This window comes from Accumulibacter sp. (genome assembly GCF_023806635.1).
In the GTDB taxonomy this organism is placed as follows: domain Bacteria; phylum Pseudomonadota; class Gammaproteobacteria; order Burkholderiales; family Rhodocyclaceae; genus Accumulibacter.
Genome location: NZ_JAMTDQ010000055.1, coordinates 1 through 20,451, shown reverse-complemented (window position 1 = coordinate 20,451; position 20,451 = coordinate 1). Strand labels below are relative to the sequence as shown.

The window sequence follows — 20,451 nt, the reverse complement described above, 5'->3', positions numbered from 1 at the left end:
AACTGACTCGAAATATCGCATACAACGGTATGAACAATCAACGATATCGCCTTAGGATCTCTTTCTCCATCCGCAGCTTCGCAACCTCTTGCCGCAATCGCGCCAGCTCCGCTTCCACTTCGCTCACCGGCCCCCTCGCCGACACTGCGGTCGGCGCCTCGCCTCGACGTGCCCGCCCAACCCAGTTCGCCAACGTCTTCGCCGACATCTCCAACGACCGCGCCACCGCCGGAACGCTGCGCCCGCCATCGACCACCTGTTGCACCGCCGCCTTCCGAAACTCCGCCGGGTAACTCCGGTTCACTCTCTTCATGTCCAACCTCCACAAGGTCAAAATACCATACCTCATGGCGTCCATTTTTCGGGTACCAGATCAGCTCGGGCATGACCGTTCACTGAGTCAGGGATGGCTGCTTGTCGCTGCACGCGCTGCACGTCGGCAGCTTGACAAGCCATGCCGTGGCGGGTAGATTCGCAGCCCTGCCCCGGCATGCAGGGGGTGGCGCCGATTTGACACCAACAGATTGCGGGCGCCTTAGAAATCCAGCTAAAGCGAGGCTCACAGCACAACCCGTCGCGCCTTGCGTCGACGGGTTTTTGTTTTCTACCCATACCCCACCCCAGAGGGGAAATCAGGACATCACCATGCAGCCCGACCGGACCGCCGAACTGAGAGAACGCCTCGAAAACCAGATCCTGGTTCTCGACGGAGCGATGGGCACGATGATCCAGCGCCACGGCCTGCGTGAGGCCGACTACCGCGGCAGTCGCTTCGCCGGGCATCCGCATGACCTGAAGGGCAACAACGACCTCCTGCTGCTCACACGCCCGGAACTGATCCGGGCGATCCATGCCGAGTATCTGGCGGCTGGCGCCGACATCATTGAAACCAACACCTTCAATTCGACGCGCGTCTCGCAAGCCGACTACCATCTCGAAAGCATCGTACACGAGTTGAACGTGGCCGGCGCACGCCTGGCGCGCGCCGTCTGCGACGAGTTCACCGCCGCCGATCCGGCGCGGCCGCGCTTCGTCGCGGGCGTCCTCGGTCCAACGTCGCGAACCGCGTCGATCTCGCCCGACGTCAACGATCCGGGCTATCGCAACACGAGTTTCGACGAACTGGTCGCCAACTACGACGAAGCCATCGACGGGCTGTGCCAGGGCGGCGTCGACCTGCTGCTGGTCGAGACGGTCTTCGACACCCTCAATGCCAAGGCGGCGCTTTTCGCCATCGAGAGCTACTTCGAGCGGGCGGGTCGACGCTGGCCAGTGATGATCTCGGGGACGATCACCGACGCTTCCGGCAGGACGCTTTCCGGACAGACCGCCGAGGCATTCTGGAACTCGCTCGCGCATGTGCGACCGCTTGGCTTCGGTCTCAACTGCGCGCTCGGCGCAGCGGACCTGCGGCAGCATGTCGAAGAGCTGTCCCGGATCTGCGATTGTTTCGTCTCGGCGCACCCGAATGCCGGCTTGCCCAACGCCTTCGGCGGCTATGACGAGACCCCGGAGCAGTTGGCAGCGGAGATTTCCGACTGGGCGAGATTGGGCTTCGTGAACATCGTTGGTGGCTGCTGCGGCACCTCGCCGGCGCACATCGCGGCCATCGCCAGCGGCGTTTCCGGTGTCGCGCCCCGCCGCGTTCCCGTCCGCGAGCGCAAGTTGCGGCTGTCGGGGCTGGAGGCGTTCAATGTCGGCCAGGACTCCCTGTTCGTCAACGTCGGCGAACGCAGCAACGTGACCGGCTCGCGGGCCTTCGCACGAATGATTCTCGAAGGGCGCTTCGATGATGCGCTCGCGGTCGCCCGGCAGCAGGTGGAGAATGGTGCCCAGGTGATCGACATCAACATGGACGAGGCGATGCTGGATTCGCGGGCCGCGATGGAGCGCTTCCTCAAGCTGATCGCCAGCGAGCCCGACATCGCGCGCGTGCCGCTCATGCTGGACTCGTCGAAATGGGAAGTGATCGAGGCCGGTCTGAAGTGCATCCAGGGCAAGGGCATCGTCAACTCGATCTCGATGAAGGAAGGGGTGAGCGAGTTCCTGCGCCAGGCGAGGCTGGCGCGTCGCTATGGCGCGGCCGTCGTGGTCATGGCGTTCGACGAGTCCGGCCAGGCCGACAGCTTCGCCCGCAAGACGGAAATCTGCCGCCGCGCCTACCGCCTGCTCACCGAAGAGGCTGGCCTGCCGGCCGAGGACATCATCTTCGATCCGAACATCTTTGCCATCGCCACCGGCATCGAAGAGCACAACGACTACGCCGTCGCCTTCATCGATGCCTGCGCCTGGATCCGCGCCAATCTGCCGGCAGCGCAGATCTCGGGTGGTGTATCGAACGTTTCCTTCTCGTTCCGTGGCAACGATGCGGTGCGCGAGGCGATCCATACCGTCTTCCTCTATCACGCCATCCGTGCCGGTCTGTCGATGGGCATCGTCAACGCCGGCATGCTCGGGGTGTACGACGATCTCGACCCGGTTCTGCGGCAGAAGGTCGAGGATGTCGTCCTCAACCGGCGTCCGGATGCCGGCGAGGCGCTGGTCGACTTCGCACAGACGGTCAGGGAGGGCAAGGCCAGAGATACCGGTCCCGACCTCGCATGGCGCGAGCAGCCGGTCGAAGAGCGGCTGACGCACGCCCTGGTCAGGGGAATCACCGACTTCGTCGTTGCCGACACCGAGGAGTGTCGCGCGGCGCTGGCAGCAACCGGCAAGCCACCATTGGCGGTCATCGAAGGACCGCTGATGAACGGCATGAATGTCGTCGGCGATCTCTTCGGCGCCGGCAGGATGTTCCTGCCCCAGGTGGTCAAGTCGGCGCGCGTGATGAAGCAGGCCGTAGCGCACCTGATTCCCTTCATCGAAGCGGAGAAACTGCGCACAGGCGTCAGCAGCAAGGGTCGGGTCGTCATCGCGACGGTCAAGGGTGACGTGCACGACATCGGCAAGAACATCGTTGGCGTCGTGCTGAGCTGCAATGGCTACGAGATCATCGACCTCGGCGTCATGGTGCCGTGCGACCGCATCCTGCACGCGGCGCGTGAGCATGGCGCGCAGGCCGTCGGCCTGTCGGGCCTGATCACTCCGTCGCTCGAGGAAATGAGTCACGTCGCCGCCGAGATGGAGCGACTCGGTTTTGCCGCCGCCACAGACGGTGCGCCAGCCGTGCCACTGCTGATCGGTGGCGCGACGACCAGCCGTGCGCACACCGCGATCAAGATCGCACCCAACTACTCCGGGCCGGTGGTGTACGTGCCCGATGCCTCGCGCGCCGTGGGCGTCGTGACGCGGCTGTTGTCCGTAGACGGTTCAGGCGAGTTCGTCGCCGAGGTCGCGGCCGACTACGCGCGCTTGCGCGCGCAGCACGCGAACAAGAAGGGCAGCGTCCTGTTGCCGCTGGCAGAGACGCGAGCGAACCGCTTCCGCTGGAATGCAGACGCCCACTACCAACCCCAACCGCCCCACAAGCCAGGTCTGCACGTTCTGCCGCAGGTGGATCTGGCGAGCCTGGTGCCGTTCATCGACTGGGGCCCGTTCTTCCAGACCTGGGATCTCGTCGGTAGCTACCCCAAGATCCTCGACGACGAGGTGGTCGGCGGTACGGCGCGTGCAGTCTTCGCCGACGCGCAGAAGATGCTCGAGCAGTTGGTCGCCGGCAAGTGGTTGCACGCCAGGGCCGTCTGCGGCCTGTTCCCGGCGAATGCCGTTGGCGACGACATCGAGGTCTATGCCGACGAGTCGCGCCAGCATCGGCTGATGACATGGCACAACCTGCGCCAGCAAAACGAGCGCCCGCAAGGAAAACCGCACTACTGCCTGAGCGATTTCGTCGCCGACCGCGGCACGCCCGACTGGATCGGCGCCTTTGCCGTCAGCGCCGGTTTCGGTATCGAGGAGAAGCTCGCCGAGTTCGCCGCCGTCCATGACGACTACCATTCGATCATGCTCAAGGCGCTTGCCGACCGTCTCGCAGAAGCCTGTGCCGAGTGGCTGCATCTGCAGGTCCGCCGAGACTACTGGGGCTACGCCGCCGCCGAGAGCCTCGACCGGGCGGCGCTGATTCGCGAGGAGTATCGCGGCATTCGCCCGGCTCCCGGCTACCCGGCGTGCCCCGACCATACCGCCAAGCGGGCGCTCTTCGCGCTGCTCGATGTGCCGCGCAACACCGGCATGGCACTGACCGAGAGCTGTGCCATGACGCCTGCGGCAGCCGTTTCCGGCTTCTACCTGGCGCACCCGCAGGCACGCTACTTCGCCATCAGCCGGATTGCCAACGACCAGATCGAGGACTGGGCGGAACGATCGGGCTTCGGCCTCGATGAATCGAGGCGCTGGCTGGCGCCGCTGCTCTGATCCGGTGCCGGAGCGGAGTGCCGGCCATGCGTACGCAGCCCCTGCCCGACTTCGTCACGGCCGACGTCGACCTTGTCGGGCGGACGACGCTGGCGCTTCCCGGGCGCGCCGCGCATCTTGCCGAGATCAGTTCCTGTCGTCAGCTGGCGCAGCTGGTCGGTCGCCAGTCGCCGCGGCGCTTCGTTCTGGGCAGCGGCAGCAATGTGGTGCTCAGCGGCGACTTCGACGGCCTGTTGCTGCAGATGGCGATCGCCGGTCGCGAACTCCTCGGCGAGGATGCCGACGCTTGGTACGTGCGCGCCGGCGCTGGCGAGAACTGGCACCAGCTGGTTGCTTGGACGCTCGCCCGTGGCTGGCCGGGACTGGAGAACCTGGCGCTCATTCCGGGCACCGTCGGTGCGGCGCCGATCCAGAACATCGGCGCCTACGGGCTCGAACTGGCTGATCGCTTCCAGTCGCTCGAGGCGTTCGACATGGCACGTGGCCGGCTGCTGCAACTCGATCGCGCAGCCTGCCGCTTTGCCTACCGTGACAGCGTCTTCAAACGGCAGGGCTGGCATCTCGACGCCGGGCGTGTCGTCACCAGCGTCACCTTCCGCCTGCCGAAGGACTGGCGGCCACTGACCGGCTATGCGGAACTGGCTGCCGAACTGGACCGCCGACGCCTTGCCCGACCGGATGCGCGGCAGATCGCCGATGCCGTCATCGCCGTCCGCAGGCGCAAGCTACCCGACCCGGCAACGGTTCCGAACGCCGGCAGCTTCTTCCAGAATCCGCTGGTCTCGGCGGAACTCGGCGTGCGGCTGCGGCAGAACTTTCCCGACCTGCCATGCCACGTGCAACCGGATGGCCGGATCAAGCTCGCCGCCGGCTGGCTGATCGAGCAGGCCGGATGGAAGGGGCGCGACCTCGGTCGCGTCGGCATGTACGAGAAACAGGCGCTGGTACTCGTCAACCGCGGCGGTGCACTCGGGAGTGATGTGCTGGCGCTGGCGCGTGCCGTCCGGGATGCCGTGCGGCAGCGCTTCGCGGTCGAGCTGACGCCGGAGCCGGTTCTTCTCTGATTTCGTTCCAAGGGCCCCGGCGACCCTCAGAACACCTCCCCCGGGCGCAGGAACCGCCACTGTCCGAGCGGCAGGTCACCAAGCCGGACGGCGCCGATGCGGACGCGCTTGAGCGCAAGCACACGCAACCCGACGAGTTCGCACATGCGCCGGATCTGGCGCTTGCGGCCTTCGCGCAGGACGAAACGCAACTGGTCGGCGTTCAGCCATTCCACCCGTGCCGCTTTCAAGCGGCGATCGTCGAGGCTCAGCCCGTGGTTGAGCAGCGCCAGCCCGCGTTCGTCGAGCTGGCCAGCGACGCGAACCAGATACTCCTTGTCGATCGTCGAATCCTCGCCCACCAGTCGTCGTGCCACCCGCCCGTCCTGCGTCAGCACGAGCAGGCCGGTCGAATCGATGTCCAGCCTGCCTGCCGGCGCCAGTCCGCGCAGGCAGGATGGATGAAAAGCCGGCGTGTCCGTGGTGCGGAACTGTCTTTCCGCCTGGATCAGGGCGACCGCAGGCGTACAACCGGGTTCCGGCTGTCCCGAAACATAGCCGACGGGCTTGTGCAACAGGATCGTCAGGCACGCCTCCTGGGCGGCCAGTGCCCGTCGGTCGAGGGTGATCACCACGCTGCGGGCGGCACGGCTGCCGAGTTCGCTGACCCGCCTGCCATCGACGAACACCCAGCCACGTGCGATGTAGTCGTCGGCATCACGACGCGAGCACAGACCCCGCTCGGCCATCAGCTTCGAGATGCGGACCGCCGCTGGCTGCTCGCCGGCAAGGGAGGGCGGCGTTGGCTGCACGGCGAGCACGGCGGGCGAGCGCGGCTGCGTCGCCCGGTAAGGTGGCGCGCTGTTCCTGCCTGTCTGCTGCCGTGCCACCGCGTCACCGGTCGCCGCGCCTCGCTGTGGGCGCGCGGCGCCGACTGGCAAGCGTGGCGAGCCGGCGATCGCTTTCACCGGCGGTGTTCCGGGGCGTCCGCGCGGCGATCTTCCCGGCGGTGCAGCCATCGCTCAGGCAATGTCGAGCAACTCGATCTCGAACACGAGTCTGGCGTGCGGCGGGATCAGCTTGCCGGCGCCGCGCGCACCGTAGGCGAGTTCGGCCGGAATCGTCAGCTTGCGGATGCCGCCGACGTTCATTCCTGGTACCCCCTCTTCCCAGCCGGCAATGACGTGGCGCCCGTCGAGCGGAAAGCGGAAGGGCTCGTTGCGGTCGACGCTCGAATCGAACTTCTTGCCATCGGCCAGCCAGCCGGTGTAATGGACGATGACGTGCTGACCGGAGGTCGCCGTCGGGCCACTGCCGACGATGATGTCCTCGATCTGCAGACCGCTGGAGGTGGTGACAATGGGCATTCTGGTTCCTCTCCTCGATTGTTGGCAAGGCGGCAAGTTTAGCCCACCATGGCCGGCAACGGCCAGTGGCATGAAGCCAGTGCGACGGACCGGATGCCGCGAGCGGTGGCGGAGGGTGGCTCGTTGCCGGCTGCCGAGACTGCATCGGCTGCGATGGATCGGCTGCGGCGTCGCCAAGGGGTCTCCTTGCTGTTAGGATCCAGCTGCCTGATGGCCGTTCGCCATCGAGTCGGTTCTGTGATGAAGCGCACACTTGACCTCTTGCTGGCCAGCATGGCCGCGCTCCTCTTCCTGCTCCCTGCCGCCAGCGTAGCATTGCTCATCAAGTTGACATCCCGCGGCCCGGTGCTCTACTGGTCCGATCGCATCGGCCAGCACAATCGCGTCTTCCGGATGCCCAAGTTCCGCAGCATGCGGCTCGAAACACCGGCTGTCGCTACCCACTTGCTGGCGGATCCGCAGACGTTCCTGACACCCGTCGGATCGCTCCTGCGCCGATCGAGCCTTGACGAGCTGCCACAGCTGTGGAGCGTTCTGGTCGGCGACATGAGCCTCGTCGGGCCGCGCCCGGCTCTGTACAACCAGTATGATCTGATCGAATTGCGAACGCGGCGCGGGGTTCATGTCCTGCTTCCCGGGCTGACGGGATGGGCGCAGGTCAACGGCCGCGATGAGCTGCCAATCCCCGTCAAGGTCGCGTACGACGTCGAGTACCTGCGCAATCAATCCTTATGGCTTGACCTGCGCATACTCTGCCTGACCGTCGCCAAGGTCGTTTTCCGAGAGGGCGTCAGCCATTAGGTACCCGTTTCCGCGTCATCGTGCGCCGTGCGCAACCGGGATGTTCCGAGAAATCCGCACGAGCCGCGGTAACCAAGCCAGGCTGCAAGGCGGGCGCAAGGGGACAGAACTGGAGTGCCCTGGAACATCTGGCGATGTGCCGCCGCCCGCGACTGGCGATACGAGGCATGCTGCCGGTTGATCACCACTCCTTCCGCGCGCCATGATCGTCCTGTTCACTGACTTCGGTATCGATGACCCGTACGTCGGGCAGATGAAGGCAGCACTCTTACGTGCCGGGTGCCGGGACGTGCCGATCGTCGATCTGTTGCACCGGGTGCCCGATTTCGCTGCACGAGCCGGTGCGCATCTGCTGGCGGCGCTGCACGCAAGCTTCGATCGTGGCAGCGTCTTCCTCGCCGTCGTGGACCCGGGGGTCGGCAGCGACCGGCCGGCGGCAGTCCTGGAAGCGGACGGCAAGTATTACGTCGGGCCTGACAACGGCATCCTCGCGGTCGTGGCGGCGCGTGCCCGCGAGCAGCGGACCTGGCGCATCGTCTGGCGGCCCGATCGGCTGTCGAACTCGTTCCACGGGCGAGACCTGTTTGCTCCAGTTGCCGCGCGCATCGCCACCGGTGACTGGCCGGCAGCCTGGCTGGCAACCAGTCGCCTGCAGCATCCACTGCCCGCCGACGACCTGGCGGAGATCATCTATGTCGATCACTATGGCAACGCCATGACCGGGATGCGCGCGGCGAACGTCCCGCGGCATGCGCGGCTGCGACTGGACAGGCAGGAAGTGCCGCCGGCGCGTTTCTTCGCCGAGGTTGCCGCAGGCGAGGCGTTCTGGTACGAGAACAGCATCGGTCTGCTCGAGATCGCGGTCAATCGCGGCAGTGCGGCATCGTGCCTGTTTCTGGCCCCGGGGTCGCCGGTGACCGTTCTCGCCTGAGGCACGCCGGCAGCCGGTTGACACCGGCGGCGCGTTCACGACGAGGCGATGCCGCTTCGCGGTCGCCGCTCGAGATCCTGATCGCTCATCGACAGCGGATCCTCCAGCGGTTCGAGGTGGGTGGTGACGTGCGCCCGTGGCAGAAGCTCGCGGATCTCGTCCTCGATGCGCTCGACGCGGTCGTGGCCCTGTTGCACCGTCCACTGCCCGGGGACGAGGACGTGCAGACTGACGAAGCTGCGGCTACCGGCGCGGCGGGTGCGCAATGCGTGAAAGGCGATGCCCTGCGCCCGATGAAGCGCCAGCAGCGCCTCGATCCCTGCCAGTTCCGGCGCCGACAGCGACGCGTCGAGGAGCCCAGCGAGCGATCGCCGCATGAGCTGGAAAGCGGTCCACAGGATGTTTGCCGCGACGACGAGCGCGATCGCCGGATCGAGCCAGAACCAGCCGCTGAGCCAGACGAGCGCGACCCCGACGATCACTCCGGCGGAGGTCCACACGTCGGTCATGAGGTGCTGCGCGTCGGCCTCGAGGCTGATCGAATCGTGCTCGCGGCCGACGCGCAGCAGGATGCGGGCGGTCGCCAGATTGATGGCTGATGCCAGCAGCGAAACCATCAGCCCGAGGCCCACCTCTGCCAGCGGCTGCGGATCGAGCAGCCGGACGAGCGCTGCGTAGCCGATGCTGACGGCTGCCAGCAGGATCAGGAAGCCTTCGAAGGCACTCGAGAAGTATTCCGCCTTGCTGTAGCCGTAGGCATGTTCCTCATCGGCCGGGAGTGCTGCCAGGGTCAGCATCCACAGAGCCATCAGTGCGCCGACGAGGTTCACGAACGACTCGATGGCATCCGAGAGCAGTCCGACCGATCCGGTCAGCCACCACGCCACGGCCTTGAGCGCGATCGTCAGCGTCGCTGCGCCGATCGACAGCCAGGCGTAGCGGGTCAGTGACGCCCTGCTCGCGACGTCTGTGGTCATCCTGCCGGCTTGTTGCATGAACTGGCGATCCTCATTGCTGTGCGCTCTCCTCGTGCCTGCCGGCGGGAAGCGTACTACCGCAAGCGGCAGCCACCACTATCAGTCTATCGCACGGGCGGGGCCAAGGCAGGAAAAAAGGGTGGTACCGGCAACGGCGGCGCGCGGCCGACGCCTGCAGCCATCCCATTCCACCGCCGTGACCGGTGGCCGAAGGGTGAAGCCCGGATCTGTTGCCGCGATGCAGCTTCCCTGTCGGCAATTGAGCGACCGCAAGCTCGGCGTAAGGAAGCCGCTGCACAATGCCGATTGGCGCTGCAGCCGCGGCCCGTGGCAGCGCGCTCGTGGTGGCCACGCGTCATGCTCTCTGGCTGCCCCCGATTGCTGTCCCGCGCAGCGTCACCGGCCCGTCGGCTTCCTGGCCCATGATGTGCCGCGCTGCCTTGCGCCACTTCCCGAGTGTGCCTGCCATGACGATTCGTCGATGATCGACTGCGAGGATCCCTTCTTCGTTTTGGGCGTTGCCCGGGAGGCATCGCGCGACGAGATAAAGGGTGCCTACCGTCGCCTGGCGATGCGCTGGCACCCGGATCGCAATCCTTCGCCGGCGGCGGCGGTCGAATTCAAGCGGGTTCATGCCGCCTACGAGCTGCTGCTCGACGACGAGAGGCTGGCCGTGTGGCAGCAGGCTCGGCGCGACGCCGCGGCAGATGGTGCTGGCGATCGTGCAGCGACGATCGGCGAGGATCACATACAGGATTTGCCGCTGACCCTCGAGCAGGCGGCAGCGGGTTGCCGGCGCACCGTCGAGCTGCCGCAGCGTGTTCGCTGCAGCACGTGCAGCGGCAGTGGCCGCGTCCAGCACAGTCACTCGGTACCCTGTCCTGCCTGCAGCGGTTGCGGCCGGGTGGTGCGCGCCGGCAGCAGGACCGGCCGCTGCGACAACTGCGGTGGCCGCGGCTACCTGCGCGAGACGGTGTGCACCGACTGCGCCGGCAGCGGCTGGCGGAACGAGGCGCGTACCCTCGAGGTGACCGTGCCAGCCGCACTGCTCGCCGGCGAGCGCCTCCGCCTGGCGCGACAGGCACCATTGCCAGCGGGGAACGAATCGAGGATCGCCGGCGATCTCTACCTCGAGATCAGCCTGCTGAGGCATGAATTGTTCGACCTCGCCGGACCGGATCTGCATTGCCGGGTTCCGGTGAGCATCTTCCGCCTGCTCAGCGGCGGTCGCATCGAGATACCGACGCTCAGCGGCACGACCTGGATCGATCTGCCACCGTGGCCGGTGGCTGCCGGCGGACACCGTCTGCCCGGCCTGGGTTTCCCCGGCAAGGGGGTGCGTGCCGTCGGCGACCTGGTCCTGCACCCGGAAGCGATCCATCCGCAAGTCGCGGCGCGCGAGGACTGCCAGTTGCTCGAACTGCTCGAGTGGCGACTCGCCGGCGATCTGGAGCGGCGGGCGCCGCTCCTCGCCGACTGGCAAGAGCGGCTGCGCGCACGCCGGGACGGACCAGTCGCCTGAGGGCTGGTCAGTGGCGACGGCCGACAGCAGTCAGGTAAGGCAGGGCCACGAAGGGCCACAGGCTGGCCATCCAGCGTGTCAGGCCATTGAAGTTGAGGAAATGACCCTGCTTCCAGGCTGCCAGTGCGACTTCGGAGTACGGATTGGCCGGCGTCAGGTTGACCAGCGCCGTGCCGACCATCAGCGCCACACCGGCCAACGCCACGCGCATCGATGCCGGCAGGAGCAGGCTCAGTGTGAGCAGGACGCCGCCGATCAGCAAGCCGACCTCGGCTCCGGGAGTCAGCCAGGCGAACGCCTCCTGCGGCGCGACCAGCACCGCCGCCGCCAGCGTCCTGATGACCAGCGCGAGGACGAAGAAGGCGAGCAGTGCCAGGTGCGTCGGCGCCCCTTCGGCGAGCAGGGTCCGGGCAAAGAGGCCAATGACGACGGTGTTGCAGCCGATGATTGCCGCTTCGAGGACGAAGAAGGAGTGAGCGGCATAGGGGACGGCCGGCGTCAGCGCGAGCACGTTGCGCAGGTCGCCGGTGCCGAAGAGCAGCGTCTCCGGCGACGACTGGGTCAGGAGCCAGACGCCGAGCAGCACGAGACCGAGTTCGACCTGTTCGCTCGGCGCGAGCAGCTCCTGCTGCAGGCGGGCAACGCGGCGCAGGATGCGCTTGCCGTTCCAGGCGCCGAGCAGCGCCCCGATTGCCGTCCCGGTGGCGTTGCAGGCGAGATCGAGATTCGACGGCACGCGTGCCGGAAGCCAGTTCTGCAGGCACTCGAGACCGAGGCTGAGCAGGCTGCCGATGAGCACCGCCGCCGTCACCGCCGACGCGCGCCCGCCGGGCAGGTGGCGCAGCGCGAGGGTCAGCAGAAAGCCCAGCGGCAGGTAGGCGAGGACATTGACGGCAAGATCGAAAACGGTCCAGTAGCGCGGCCAGCCGGCACGCAGGAACTCCAGCGGGTCAACGCCGAGATCGCGCCAGTTGGCGAAGGGGTAGAGGCTGGCGTAGCCGATCAGCACCAGATAGGCCAGCGCCAGGTAGAGCGGCAGGCGTGTCGGGCGCGGGAGTGGCCGCCCGCTGCGCCCGAAGCGTCCGGCGCCGGCCGTCGCGCCGCCGGCCGGGTCGGAGATCAGCGCCGCGGTAGTGTCTGCTCGCGCCTGGCGCTCACTTCCGGCCATGCTGGTGCAGCCCGGTCGCGTGGTGCGTCTGGGCGGCTGCACGGTGGTGCATGCGGGCATGCAGGTCATGCGCCGGAGTCGGTTCGCCGACCCGCTGCGGCAACAGTGAGCCGGCGATCATGCCGAGCATGCTGGCCGCAAGTCCGATCAGCTGCGCGGGGACCAGCGGCGCCTCGACGAGCAGCTCGATCAGCAACCAGGAGGCGAGACCGCCGACGATTGCCGTCAGAGCACCCTGGGTGGTCGCACGCCGCCAGTAGGCACCGAAGAACAACGGCACGAAGGCGCCGGCAAGGGTCACCTTGTAGGCGTTTTCGACCATCTTGAAGATCGACGCTTCGGAGTTCAGCGCGAAGACGAGGACGATGGCGGCGAAGCAGACCAGCGTCAGTCGCATGATGCGCAGGAAGGCGTGGTCGCCGATCGTTGGGAAGAAGTTGCGAACGATGTTCTCCGAGAATGCCACCGAGGGTGCCAGCAGGGTCGCCGAGGAGCAGCTCATGATCGCCGACAGGACGGCGCCGAAGAAGATCGCCTGCGCGAAGACCGGCGTATGTTCGAGTACCAGTGTCGGCAGGACCAGTTGCGCATCGCTTTCGATCAACGCGTTGAACTGCTCCGGATTGATCAGGGTGGCAGCGTAGGCGATGAACATCGGCACGAAGGTGAAGCAGAAGTAGAGTGCACCGCCAAGAATCGACGCGTAGATGGCGATCTTCGCCGTGCGTGCGGAAGTGACGCGCTGGAAGACGTCCTGCTGCGGGACCGAGCCGAGCATCATCGTCATCCAGGCGGCGATGAACGCCAGCCACTCGGCGGCACCGGCGTCAGGGAAGAAGTCGAGCTTGCCGGCCGCCGCCGCCTGCCCGACGACGACCTCGACGCCGCCACTGATGCCGGCGATCAGGTGGGCAATGTACAGCATCCCGCCCATGACCACGCTGATCTGGACGAAGTCGAGGACGGCGACCGAGAGCATGCCGCCGAAGGTGGTGTAGGTCAGGACGACCAGGGTGCCGAGGACCATGCCGGCGGTCGGCGGAATCGCGCCATCGGTGACGACGCTGAAGACCAGGCCGAGGGCCTTGATCTGCGCCGAGACCCAGCCGAGGTAGGAAGCGACGATGCACAGCGTCGTCAGCACCTCGACCGTGCGGTTGTAGCGCAGGCGGAAAAAGTCGCCCAGGGTCAGGATGTTGAGCCGGTACAGCGTCGTGCCGTAGAAGATGCCGGCGATCACCAGGCACAGGCTGGCGCCAAAGGGATCGGCGACGACGCCGCGCAGGCCGTCCTTGACGAAGGTTGCGGAAACGCCGAAGACCGCCTCGGCGCCGAACCAGGTGGCGAAGACCGTGGCGGTCACCACCGGCAGCGGCAGCAGGCGTCCGGCGACGGCGAAGTCCTTCGTGTTGTGTACGCGTGTCGCGGCGTACAGCCCGATGGCAATCGACACCAGCAGGTAGATGACGACGAACCAGATCAGCATGGCGAAACCCTGGTTGCACAAGTGGTGATGCCGGCGACGCTCCACGGGCCTTTGGGCGGCGGATGTCGCCCGCGTCGCCGATGACGCGTTCGCTTGCCGACGCCCCGTGCGGCGCTTTCGCGCGGTATTATGCCAAAAAGGAACGTGCAGCACGATCAGGGAAGGGGAGAGCATGCGCGAGACGGTGACGATCGCCACGCAGCGGCGTGAGCAACTGCTGGACATCACGCATCAGGTGGCGGCAGTGGTGACGCGGAGTGGCATCCGCGACGGTCTGGTATCGCTTTACGCGCAAGGCGCGACCTGCGCCATCATGATCCAGGAGAACTGGGACGAGAGCGTCCAGATGGACGTGGTCAACCTGCTGCAGCGGCTGATTCCCCGTGGCGTCTGGCTGCACGACGAGCAGGACGGCAATGGCGACGCGCACCTCAAGGCCGGGCTGGTCGGGCCGTCGGAGACGATTCCGCTGATCGACGGGCGGCTCGGCCTGTCGCGCTGGCAGAACATCTTCCTCTGCGAGTTCGACGGGCCGCGTCGCGAGCGCCGCGTCGTGTGCACGGTGCTCGCCGATGCCTGACCGGCGGTGCGCGATGGGCGCCGCAGCGACCCCGGGCAGGGCAGCGGGCGCGACCGGCCCGAGCCCTCGCCGGACTAGCGCGACTCCTTGATCATGCGGCCGAAGGTCGGCTGGATCGGACGTGCGTTGTGCCGGTAGAGGCGTGCGAAGATCGCCAGTTGTTCGGCTGAAATCTGCTGCGGTTGCCGCAGCACGAGCCACAGCACGCCCTCGCTGCAGGGCGGCGTGGTCAGCGAGCCCATGTAGGTGTAGTAGCTCCGCTCGGCAGGCAGCAGCTGTGCGAGGTCGATGCTCAGTCCGGGAGGCATGACGTACTCCCCCTTCTCCAGCGGCAGGTTGTTCCAGACCGTCTGGATCAGCGGATGCTCCATGCCCTTCTCGAGCAGGATGGCGACGACCGCCAGGCGGCCCTCTTCCGAGCGGTGCACGAGATGCGCCACCATGTCGAAGGACTTGCCGTCGACCCGCTCCTCCGCAGGCCGGTGGAAGTGGAACTGGACGAGGTCGTAGCTCTTGCCGAGCAGGCTGATGCTGCTGCCGCCGACCTCGACCTGGACGGTGTGCCCGTTGTCGACGACGCGAAACTCCGATGGGCGATAGCGGAACTGGATCGGCTCGAGGTCGACGCGGAAGCCGTCGCGAATGTCGATCGGCGACTGTCGCGTGCCGGAGGCGCAGAGGGCGTACTCGGGCTTCAGGTTTCCCCAGTGCTCGGGAGCGCTGTCCCCCTCGTACGACCAGTGAGCCGATCGGGCCGGCCGCGCGCTGCCGGCAGGCTCGGAACGCACGACCGGCTGCGCCCTGCCGGCGCGTGGCGCGTCAGCGGCCGGCTCCGCCCGCGCGACCAGCGTCTGGCGCACCGGCCGCGGCGCCGGCGCGGTACTGGCGGCCGTGCCGGCGGACTGGCTGCGTCGGCTCTCGGCCTCGGGCTTCTCGGCTGGCGGCGGCGTCTGCAGGTTGGCACGGCGGACGTCGTTCTGCAGCAGCGCCTCGTTCGCCTTGCGCAGTTCGCCGGTCGCCTCGTTGACCCGGTCGGCCGTGCGACGGGCGGCGAGGGCCGCTTCGCCGCCCGCCTTCGGCCGACACACCTCGCGCAGCAGCTTGTCGTCGAGCATCCCCGAGCGCACCGGCATGTCGACCTGGACCTTGACCTCGTCCTCTCGCAGCAGCTGGCCTTCCTCCTTGAAGTAGCTGCGCTTGAGCGTGCTGTAGCTGCGCGCCGCGCAGTCGTAGCTGCTCAGCGCCTGGACGATGCGGTACGCCGACGAGGTCTTCGGATCGATGATCGGCTTTTCGAGGATGATGCGGCCGAGGGCAACGGTCCGTCCGCGCTCGTCACGGGTGATGCTGCTGCGGTCGATCTCGATCCGCTTGCCCGGCTCGGACGAGATCACCTGCCACGCGGCCGGTGCGACGGACGGTGTCAGCGCGATCAGGGCGGTGGCGATGATTCTGCGGTGTGGGTGCATCCGGCAGCTCCGTGGACTGGTTCCATACACCAGTGAGTTCACGGCACGGGCGGCAAGTTCTTTAGTGTGAAAGAACCCTGTCTCCAAGCGCACGTGTACCTGACCGCGAGCGGTCATGGAGAGCGGTTGTCGTGAATCAGGCTGCTGCGGGGATGAAGCCGAAGCGAGTCAGAGCCTTGATCCAGCGAGAAGCGTTGCGCTGCACTGATAGCTGCTCACAGTTGGCGGCGGAGTCCCGGTAGCAGTCGCCACGTTTGAGCATGAAGAAGAGGGTGCGCAACATCTTGTGAGCCAAGGCGACGATGGCGCGCGTGTGACAACGACGAACGATCAGCGATTGGAAACAGGCGTGCAATACCGATTTGGTGCGGCTGGCGGCGTGAGCAAACTCGCACAGGAGTCGTCGGACGTAGGGATTGCCCTTGCGGACCCGTCCGGACTTGCGCTTTCCGGCGGATTCGTTGTCTCCTGGACAGATGCCGACCCAGGAAGCCAGGTGATCGGGGTTGCCGAAAGCGCTCATATGGGCGCCGATCTCGACGAGCAGCATGGCGGCACCGATGGTGTCTACACCCGGCAACGTTTGCAGCAGGGCCAGTGCACGGTGCTCGCCCGCCAACTCGTGAAGCAAACGGGCGTCGAACCGCGCGATGCGCGCTTCGAGTTCCTCGATATGCCGCAACAGTTCGTCGAGAACGAACAGGTGACTCGCAGTCAATTCACCTTGCAGGGCATCGTGCAACACCTCACGGCTCGCCTTGATGCGTCGGCTGGCGAGAGACAAGACTTCGTTCGGCGTCTGTCCCTGGAGAATCCCCTTGATCATCGCCCGCGCCGACTGACCATGAACCTAGATTCCTCAGTTGAAGCCAGGAATGGCAGCTAAGTTGCTATGAAGATTGGATTTTTCGAATGTCTCTGGGACACCCAAAAGGAACTGTGGCGCAGTTGCCAAAATCGGCCGCAAAGCCTTGCCAAATCTGGCGTTCATCAAATCCGGTCAAGGCTTAACAGAGGAATCTAGGATGAATGTCACTGACCACGACGCCCAGTCGCACCCCGGCATCTGTCAGCACCTTGTGCAGGCGGTTCTTCTCCGACTGCAGCAAGCCCACCAGCTTCTGCCGCTGCCGGGCGATCGGACGCAGTTCGCGCAGTTTGGCTGGTGGCACGAAGGACCCGCGCAGAAGACCCGCCCGGGCGAGCGTCGCCAGCCATTGCGCGTCGCCGATATCCGTCCTGCGGCCCGGAACCTGCTTCACATGCCGGGCATTGACCACCGTCACCCGAATGCCAGCCCCTTCAAGCGCCGCATGAGGGCTCTTCCAGTGGATCCCCGTGCTCTCGATGACGACCTCGTCTGGGCGAAGCGTCGCCGCCCAAGCCGCCAGTTCGCGCCGATCACGTTTGAACCCGCCAAACGGCCGCTGCTCGATTCGTGTCGCGCCACCCGCTTCCTCGATGATCGCACACGCCGTGATCTGCGCCTGGTGAACGTCCAGGCCAATCACTGGCTCGTGGATCGGAACCAGTTCCGTCGCGTCTCCTTTCGTCATAAGCTTGAGCGCGGAAGGCGGCGGGTGCCAGAACCGAAGTTGCCTGAGGGCGACAGGTCGCCAACGGCACTATTGATGTGTGCGCTCGATGGCAGCAATCCGGGGTACGAGTCGGTTCAGCGGGTGAAGTCAGCTTGCTGGATCCGACCACCAAGATGTTGCGCGACCTCTACCCGATGCCTCCCAGCCCGCATCTTCTTTCAGCATCGTCTTTCATCATCCGGGGCGGCCGCAACTGCAATGACCGTTGGGCGGCAAATCGTGGCGGTAACCGACCAGTCCGGCGTCCTCTCCCGACCGGAGAACCTTTCGCGAGGAGGATCAGACTTTCCGAACCAGTGACATGGCCATTGCCTGATGGGCGCAGGGAATGGCTGCGAGCGCTGGGAACGCGGGAATAATGCGCCGGCGGCAGTCAGGTTTTCCCGGCGCCGTCAGCTTGTTTGATCAACCCTTCGACAGGAGTATGAGATGGCAACGACGAAGAAGAAGTCGAAGAAGCCGGCACCGAAGTAAGGGTGCCCGACCGGCGCAGCCGGTCGAAAGCGCGCATGGAAGGCGGGCCTTGGTCCGCCTTCCATGCGTTGCGCAGGGCGTGCTCATCCAGCAGATCTTCCCGGGATCTTCGATCGTCGCGAGTCTCGGCCACGGGCCTTCTTCCGGCGATCCCCTTTTCCAAACCCCTTGCCAGCGTCCGCGACCTACCAGCCACGCGATTTCCTTCGCTACTTCGCCAGCCCATCCGCAGGCGCCATGCTGGGGCTGATCATCGTGCAGGAAGCCGTGGGGGCAACGACGACCTGGCTCATCATCGAGATCGCTCGCGAGATCGCCACGGAACAGATTTCGGCGATGGCCTTCGTCGAGATCATCGTCACGCAAACCTTGTCGCTGCTGGCCGGCGCAGTCAGTTGGGTGTTCGCCGAGCGCGCCGGCTTTGCAGCCTACGGTCACTACATGCTGGACTTCGCGCGTCGCAACCGCTTCCAGACGGCCCTCCTCGGCGATGCCCACGCACGCGAACGCGTCGAACCGTTCCTCACCAGCGAAACCTTCGACATCTGTTTCGATCTGATCTACAACTGCCAGTTCTACCTGCGGCTGAGCTCCCAGCTCCTGTTCAATTCACTGGTCCTCGGGTTTGAAATCGACGCAGGACTGCCGATGGCCTTCTGCGGCGCCCTCGTCATCCTCCTTGCATTGCAGTGGCGGCTGCGCGAGCCACTCGCAAGCGTCTTCCTGCGCAACCAGCGACTGACCAACCGCCTGCGCGCGCGGACGTACAACGCCTGGGACAATGTGCTGTCCGGAAACCGTTACAACCATCGGATCTGGAACCGCGACTTTCGTCATCGCCTCAGCGACGCGCTGTCGGCGCAGACCCGGGCCATCGTCGCGCGTGAAGGCTGGAGTGCGGTCAGCGGGATCATCGCGCTGGTCGTCGTTCTCTCGACGACCGCCTGGGTCGCCGTTCAGGATGCCGGCAACACCGAGCTCCTGATGGCACTGGCGGCAACCCTGCCACGCCAGATGGACATGGCGCTCGACATGCACCAGCTGGCCGCCGGGATCACCGATCTGCTGGCCGTCTGGACACGGATCAAGGGCGTCTGCAGCCACATGCAACCGGAACCCGACCCTGGATTCATCGGTCGCATCGATTTCGATCGGGTGCTTCTCAAGGAGGGCGACGATGCCCACGTTTGCGCGTCGTTGGCAGCTGCCGTCTCGCATGTCCTGGCCAGGCCCACCGGACTGGTGGCAGTCCGCGGTGCCAATGGCAGCGGCAAGTCGACCCTTCTCGCCGCACTGAAGCATCACCTTCGTGGTCGCGCCTTCTACTGGCCGATGCATGATCGGCTGAGCTTCCATTTCAATTCCAGTGACGTCGACGGAGATCATCCCTCGCTGGATCCCGGCGCAAATGACCCGCCTGACGACGAAGGTGCCGACGAAACCCATCCCTTTGGCGCGGCCGTTCGACGACCAAGTCATTCATCGGGGGAACGGCAACTGCAGATCCTGCAGGAGATCGTCGCGCAGACCGATCATCCGGTCTACCTGCTCGACGAATGGGACGCCAATCTCGACCCAGGTAATCGCGCTCTCGCGTGCGAACTGGTCGAGAGGCTGGCATGCCGGGCGAGAGTGGTCGAGATTTCGCATCGCGACAGGAACCGCGACTGAACACCGAGCGAAGCGCTGGAAGGGTGTGACGCCCCCGGTCGAGAGTCATGCAGTTGACGACGGAGGCTCGGGCGTGCCCGATGAACGGGAAGCGGACTCGGCGACGCTTCGCCGGGCAGAAAGAAAAAAGCCCTGGCGGGCGATTGCTCCGCCAGGGCTGGAGGTGCTGCGGACGACTCAGTGGCTGGCGCCGGAAGCGCCGAAGCCCGTCTGCGCGCGCACGTACTGGTCGTCGAAGGCGGCGATCTCGGCCTTTCCGCGGGCGCTGCCGTCGCTCTTCGACATGATGTAGGCGAGGATGAAGGCGATCGGCATCGCGAACAGCGCCGGCTGCGTGTAGGGGAACAGCGCGGCCTTGTTGCCGAGAACGTCGACCCACACCGACTTCGAGAAGAGGACGAAGAGGACGGCCGAGATGCAGCCGCCGTAACCTCCCCAGAGCGCCCCACGCGTCGTCAGTCCCTTCCAGTACATCGACAGGATCAGCACCGGGAAGTTGGCGGCGGCGGCGACGCCGAAAGCCAGGCCGACCATGAAGGCGATGTTCATCTTCTCGAACAGGATGCCGAGGACGATCGCCAGCAGGCCGAGGCCGATGACCGAATAACGTGAAACCTTCACTTCCTCCTGCTCGGTCGCCTGGCCCTTGCGGATCACGCGCGCATAGATGTCGTGCGAGATCGCCGCCGCACCGGCCAGCGCGAGACCGGCGACGACCGCCAGGATGGTGGCGAAGGCGACCGCCGCCAGGAAACCGAGCAGCATGTTGCCGCCGACCGCCTTGGCGAGGTGCATCGCGACCATGTTGCCACCACCGATCAGCTTCTTGCCAACCTCACCCCCTTCGAAGAACTCGGGGTTCTGGCCGACGATGATGACCGCGCAGAGGCCCATCAGGAAGATGACGTTGAAGAAGTAGCCGACGATTCCCGATGCGTAGAGCACCGATTTGCGCGCTTCCTTGGCGTTGCCGACGGTGAAGAAGCGCATCAGGATGTGCGGCAGGCCGGC

The 20,451-nt window shown here is 66.0% G+C and carries 15 protein-coding genes and 3 pseudogenes; 7 read left to right on the top strand and 11 right to left on the bottom strand.

The window, feature by feature from the left end; genetic code table 11:
- Positions 1-37: 37 nt before the first annotated feature.
- Positions 38-313 carry a transposase gene (locus tag NFW30_RS10650; RefSeq protein WP_363322093.1) on the bottom strand — a complete coding sequence of 92 codons (276 nt, stop codon included), beginning with the start codon at positions 311-313 and terminating at the stop codon, positions 38-40.
- Positions 314-645: 332 nt separating this feature from the next.
- Here NFW30_RS10650 and metH point away from each other — a divergent pair, with 332 nt between their 5' ends.
- Together metH and murB are read left to right on the top strand one after the other, a co-directional pair.
- Positions 646-4,353, top strand: coding sequence for a methionine synthase (gene metH, locus NFW30_RS10645; protein ID WP_295354431.1), 3,708 nt, complete (start codon positions 646-648; stop codon positions 4,351-4,353).
- A 26-nt stretch (positions 4,354-4,379) separates the two neighbouring features.
- Positions 4,380-5,417 (top strand): UDP-N-acetylmuramate dehydrogenase, encoded by a 1,038-nt coding sequence (gene murB / locus NFW30_RS10640; RefSeq protein WP_295354428.1) that lies wholly within the window; start codon positions 4,380-4,382, stop codon positions 5,415-5,417.
- Between the two features lie 26 nt (positions 5,418-5,443).
- On the opposite strand, the gene NFW30_RS10635 is transcribed toward murB, so the two are convergent.
- Both NFW30_RS10635 and NFW30_RS10630 read right to left on the bottom strand, forming a co-directional pair.
- The gene (locus NFW30_RS10635) at positions 5,444-6,364 is read right to left on the bottom strand and encodes a pseudouridine synthase (protein WP_295354426.1); all 921 of its coding nucleotides are present in this window, start codon (positions 6,362-6,364) and stop codon (positions 5,444-5,446) included.
- Positions 6,365-6,418: 54 nt separating this feature from the next.
- Complete coding sequence (locus NFW30_RS10630; protein WP_034891468.1) at positions 6,419-6,763, bottom strand: FKBP-type peptidyl-prolyl cis-trans isomerase; 345 nt, start codon at positions 6,761-6,763, stop codon at positions 6,419-6,421.
- Positions 6,764-7,003: 240 nt separating this feature from the next.
- On the opposite strand from NFW30_RS10630, the gene NFW30_RS10625 reads away from it, so the two are divergent.
- A complete protein-coding gene (locus tag NFW30_RS10625) occupies positions 7,004-7,564 on the top strand; it encodes a sugar transferase (protein ID WP_295354423.1) in 561 nt (186 codons plus the stop codon).
- 202 nt (positions 7,565-7,766) lie between these two features.
- The gene (locus NFW30_RS10620; protein ID WP_295354421.1) at positions 7,767-8,495 is read left to right on the top strand and encodes an SAM-dependent chlorinase/fluorinase; all 729 of its coding nucleotides are present in this window, start codon (positions 7,767-7,769) and stop codon (positions 8,493-8,495) included.
- A 35-nt stretch (positions 8,496-8,530) separates the two neighbouring features.
- Here the strand turns inward: NFW30_RS10620 and NFW30_RS10615 are convergent, their stop codons facing one another.
- Positions 8,531-9,472 carry a cation diffusion facilitator family transporter gene (locus NFW30_RS10615; protein WP_295354419.1) on the bottom strand — a complete coding sequence of 314 codons (942 nt, stop codon included), beginning with the start codon at positions 9,470-9,472 and terminating at the stop codon, positions 8,531-8,533.
- Positions 9,473-9,953: 481 nt separating this feature from the next.
- Here NFW30_RS10615 and NFW30_RS10610 point away from each other — a divergent pair, with 481 nt between their 5' ends.
- A complete protein-coding gene (locus NFW30_RS10610; protein WP_295354417.1) occupies positions 9,954-10,994 on the top strand; it encodes a DnaJ C-terminal domain-containing protein in 1,041 nt (346 codons plus the stop codon).
- A 7-nt stretch (positions 10,995-11,001) separates the two neighbouring features.
- On the opposite strand, the gene NFW30_RS10605 is transcribed toward NFW30_RS10610, so the two are convergent.
- Positions 11,002-12,162 carry a VanZ family protein gene (locus tag NFW30_RS10605; protein WP_295354414.1) on the bottom strand — a complete coding sequence of 387 codons (1,161 nt, stop codon included), beginning with the start codon at positions 12,160-12,162 and terminating at the stop codon, positions 11,002-11,004.
- Positions 12,149-13,648 carry a sodium:solute symporter family protein gene (locus NFW30_RS10600; protein ID WP_295354412.1) on the bottom strand — a complete coding sequence of 500 codons (1,500 nt, stop codon included), beginning with the start codon at positions 13,646-13,648 and terminating at the stop codon, positions 12,149-12,151. The genes NFW30_RS10605 and NFW30_RS10600 overlap by 14 nt, the downstream gene beginning before the upstream one ends.
- A gap of 172 nt (positions 13,649-13,820) precedes the next feature.
- Between NFW30_RS10600 and NFW30_RS10595 the strand changes: the two genes are divergently transcribed.
- On the top strand, positions 13,821-14,228 hold the full coding sequence (locus tag NFW30_RS10595; RefSeq protein WP_295354411.1) for a secondary thiamine-phosphate synthase enzyme YjbQ: 408 nt from the start codon (positions 13,821-13,823) through the stop codon (positions 14,226-14,228).
- Between the two features lie 74 nt (positions 14,229-14,302).
- Here NFW30_RS10595 and NFW30_RS10590 read toward each other — a convergent pair whose 3' ends face one another.
- The 4 genes and pseudogenes from NFW30_RS10590 to NFW30_RS10575 all read right to left on the bottom strand — a co-directional run bounded on the left by NFW30_RS10590 (position 14,303) and on the right by NFW30_RS10575 (position 17,902).
- Positions 14,303-15,697, bottom strand: coding sequence for a surface-adhesin E family protein (locus tag NFW30_RS10590; RefSeq protein ID WP_295354408.1), 1,395 nt, complete (start codon positions 15,695-15,697; stop codon positions 14,303-14,305).
- Between the two features lie 136 nt (positions 15,698-15,833).
- Positions 15,834-16,670: pseudogene (locus NFW30_RS10585) on the bottom strand (IS110 family transposase); the annotation flags it as partial.
- A gap of 52 nt (positions 16,671-16,722) precedes the next feature.
- Positions 16,723-17,253: pseudogene (locus tag NFW30_RS10580) on the bottom strand (transposase); the annotation flags it as partial.
- A gap of 415 nt (positions 17,254-17,668) precedes the next feature.
- Positions 17,669-17,902 carry a hypothetical protein gene (locus NFW30_RS10575; RefSeq protein WP_295354403.1) on the bottom strand — a complete coding sequence of 78 codons (234 nt, stop codon included), beginning with the start codon at positions 17,900-17,902 and terminating at the stop codon, positions 17,669-17,671.
- 104 nt (positions 17,903-18,006) lie between these two features.
- Here NFW30_RS10575 and NFW30_RS10570 point away from each other — a divergent pair, with 104 nt between their 5' ends.
- Entirely contained in the window at positions 18,007-19,440 is a 1,434-nt protein-coding gene (locus NFW30_RS10570; protein WP_295354401.1) for an AAA family ATPase, read from the top strand.
- Between the two features lie 177 nt (positions 19,441-19,617).
- On the opposite strand, the pseudogene NFW30_RS10565 reads toward NFW30_RS10570, so the two are convergent.
- Positions 19,618-20,451 (bottom strand): annotated as a pseudogene (locus tag NFW30_RS10565) (cation acetate symporter); the annotation flags it as partial.

Bases quoted from the DNA above. Each gene is read 5' to 3' on its own strand.
- NFW30_RS10590 (WP_295354408.1), bottom strand. From the start codon at position 15,697: ATGCACCCACACCGCAGAATCATCGCCACCGCCCTGATCGCGCTGACA.
- NFW30_RS10605 (WP_295354414.1), bottom strand. From the start codon at position 12,162: ATGGCCGGAAGTGAGCGCCAGGCGCGAGCAGACACTACCGCGGCGCTG.
- NFW30_RS10610 (WP_295354417.1), top strand. From the start codon at position 9,954: ATGATCGACTGCGAGGATCCCTTCTTCGTTTTGGGCGTTGCCCGGGAG.
- NFW30_RS10570 (WP_295354401.1), top strand. From the start codon at position 18,007: ATGCTGGGGCTGATCATCGTGCAGGAAGCCGTGGGGGCAACGACGACC.
- NFW30_RS10620 (WP_295354421.1), top strand. From the start codon at position 7,767: ATGATCGTCCTGTTCACTGACTTCGGTATCGATGACCCGTACGTCGGG.
- NFW30_RS10630 (WP_034891468.1), bottom strand. From the start codon at position 6,763: ATGCCCATTGTCACCACCTCCAGCGGTCTGCAGATCGAGGACATCATC.
- NFW30_RS10595 (WP_295354411.1), top strand. From the start codon at position 13,821: ATGCGCGAGACGGTGACGATCGCCACGCAGCGGCGTGAGCAACTGCTG.
- NFW30_RS10600 (WP_295354412.1), bottom strand. From the start codon at position 13,648: ATGCTGATCTGGTTCGTCGTCATCTACCTGCTGGTGTCGATTGCCATC.
- NFW30_RS10625 (WP_295354423.1), top strand. From the start codon at position 7,004: ATGAAGCGCACACTTGACCTCTTGCTGGCCAGCATGGCCGCGCTCCTC.
- murB (WP_295354428.1), top strand. From the start codon at position 4,380: ATGCGTACGCAGCCCCTGCCCGACTTCGTCACGGCCGACGTCGACCTT.
- NFW30_RS10615 (WP_295354419.1), bottom strand. From the start codon at position 9,472: ATGACCACAGACGTCGCGAGCAGGGCGTCACTGACCCGCTACGCCTGG.
- NFW30_RS10650 (WP_363322093.1), bottom strand. From the start codon at position 313: ATGAAGAGAGTGAACCGGAGTTACCCGGCGGAGTTTCGGAAGGCGGCG.
- metH (WP_295354431.1), top strand. From the start codon at position 646: ATGCAGCCCGACCGGACCGCCGAACTGAGAGAACGCCTCGAAAACCAG.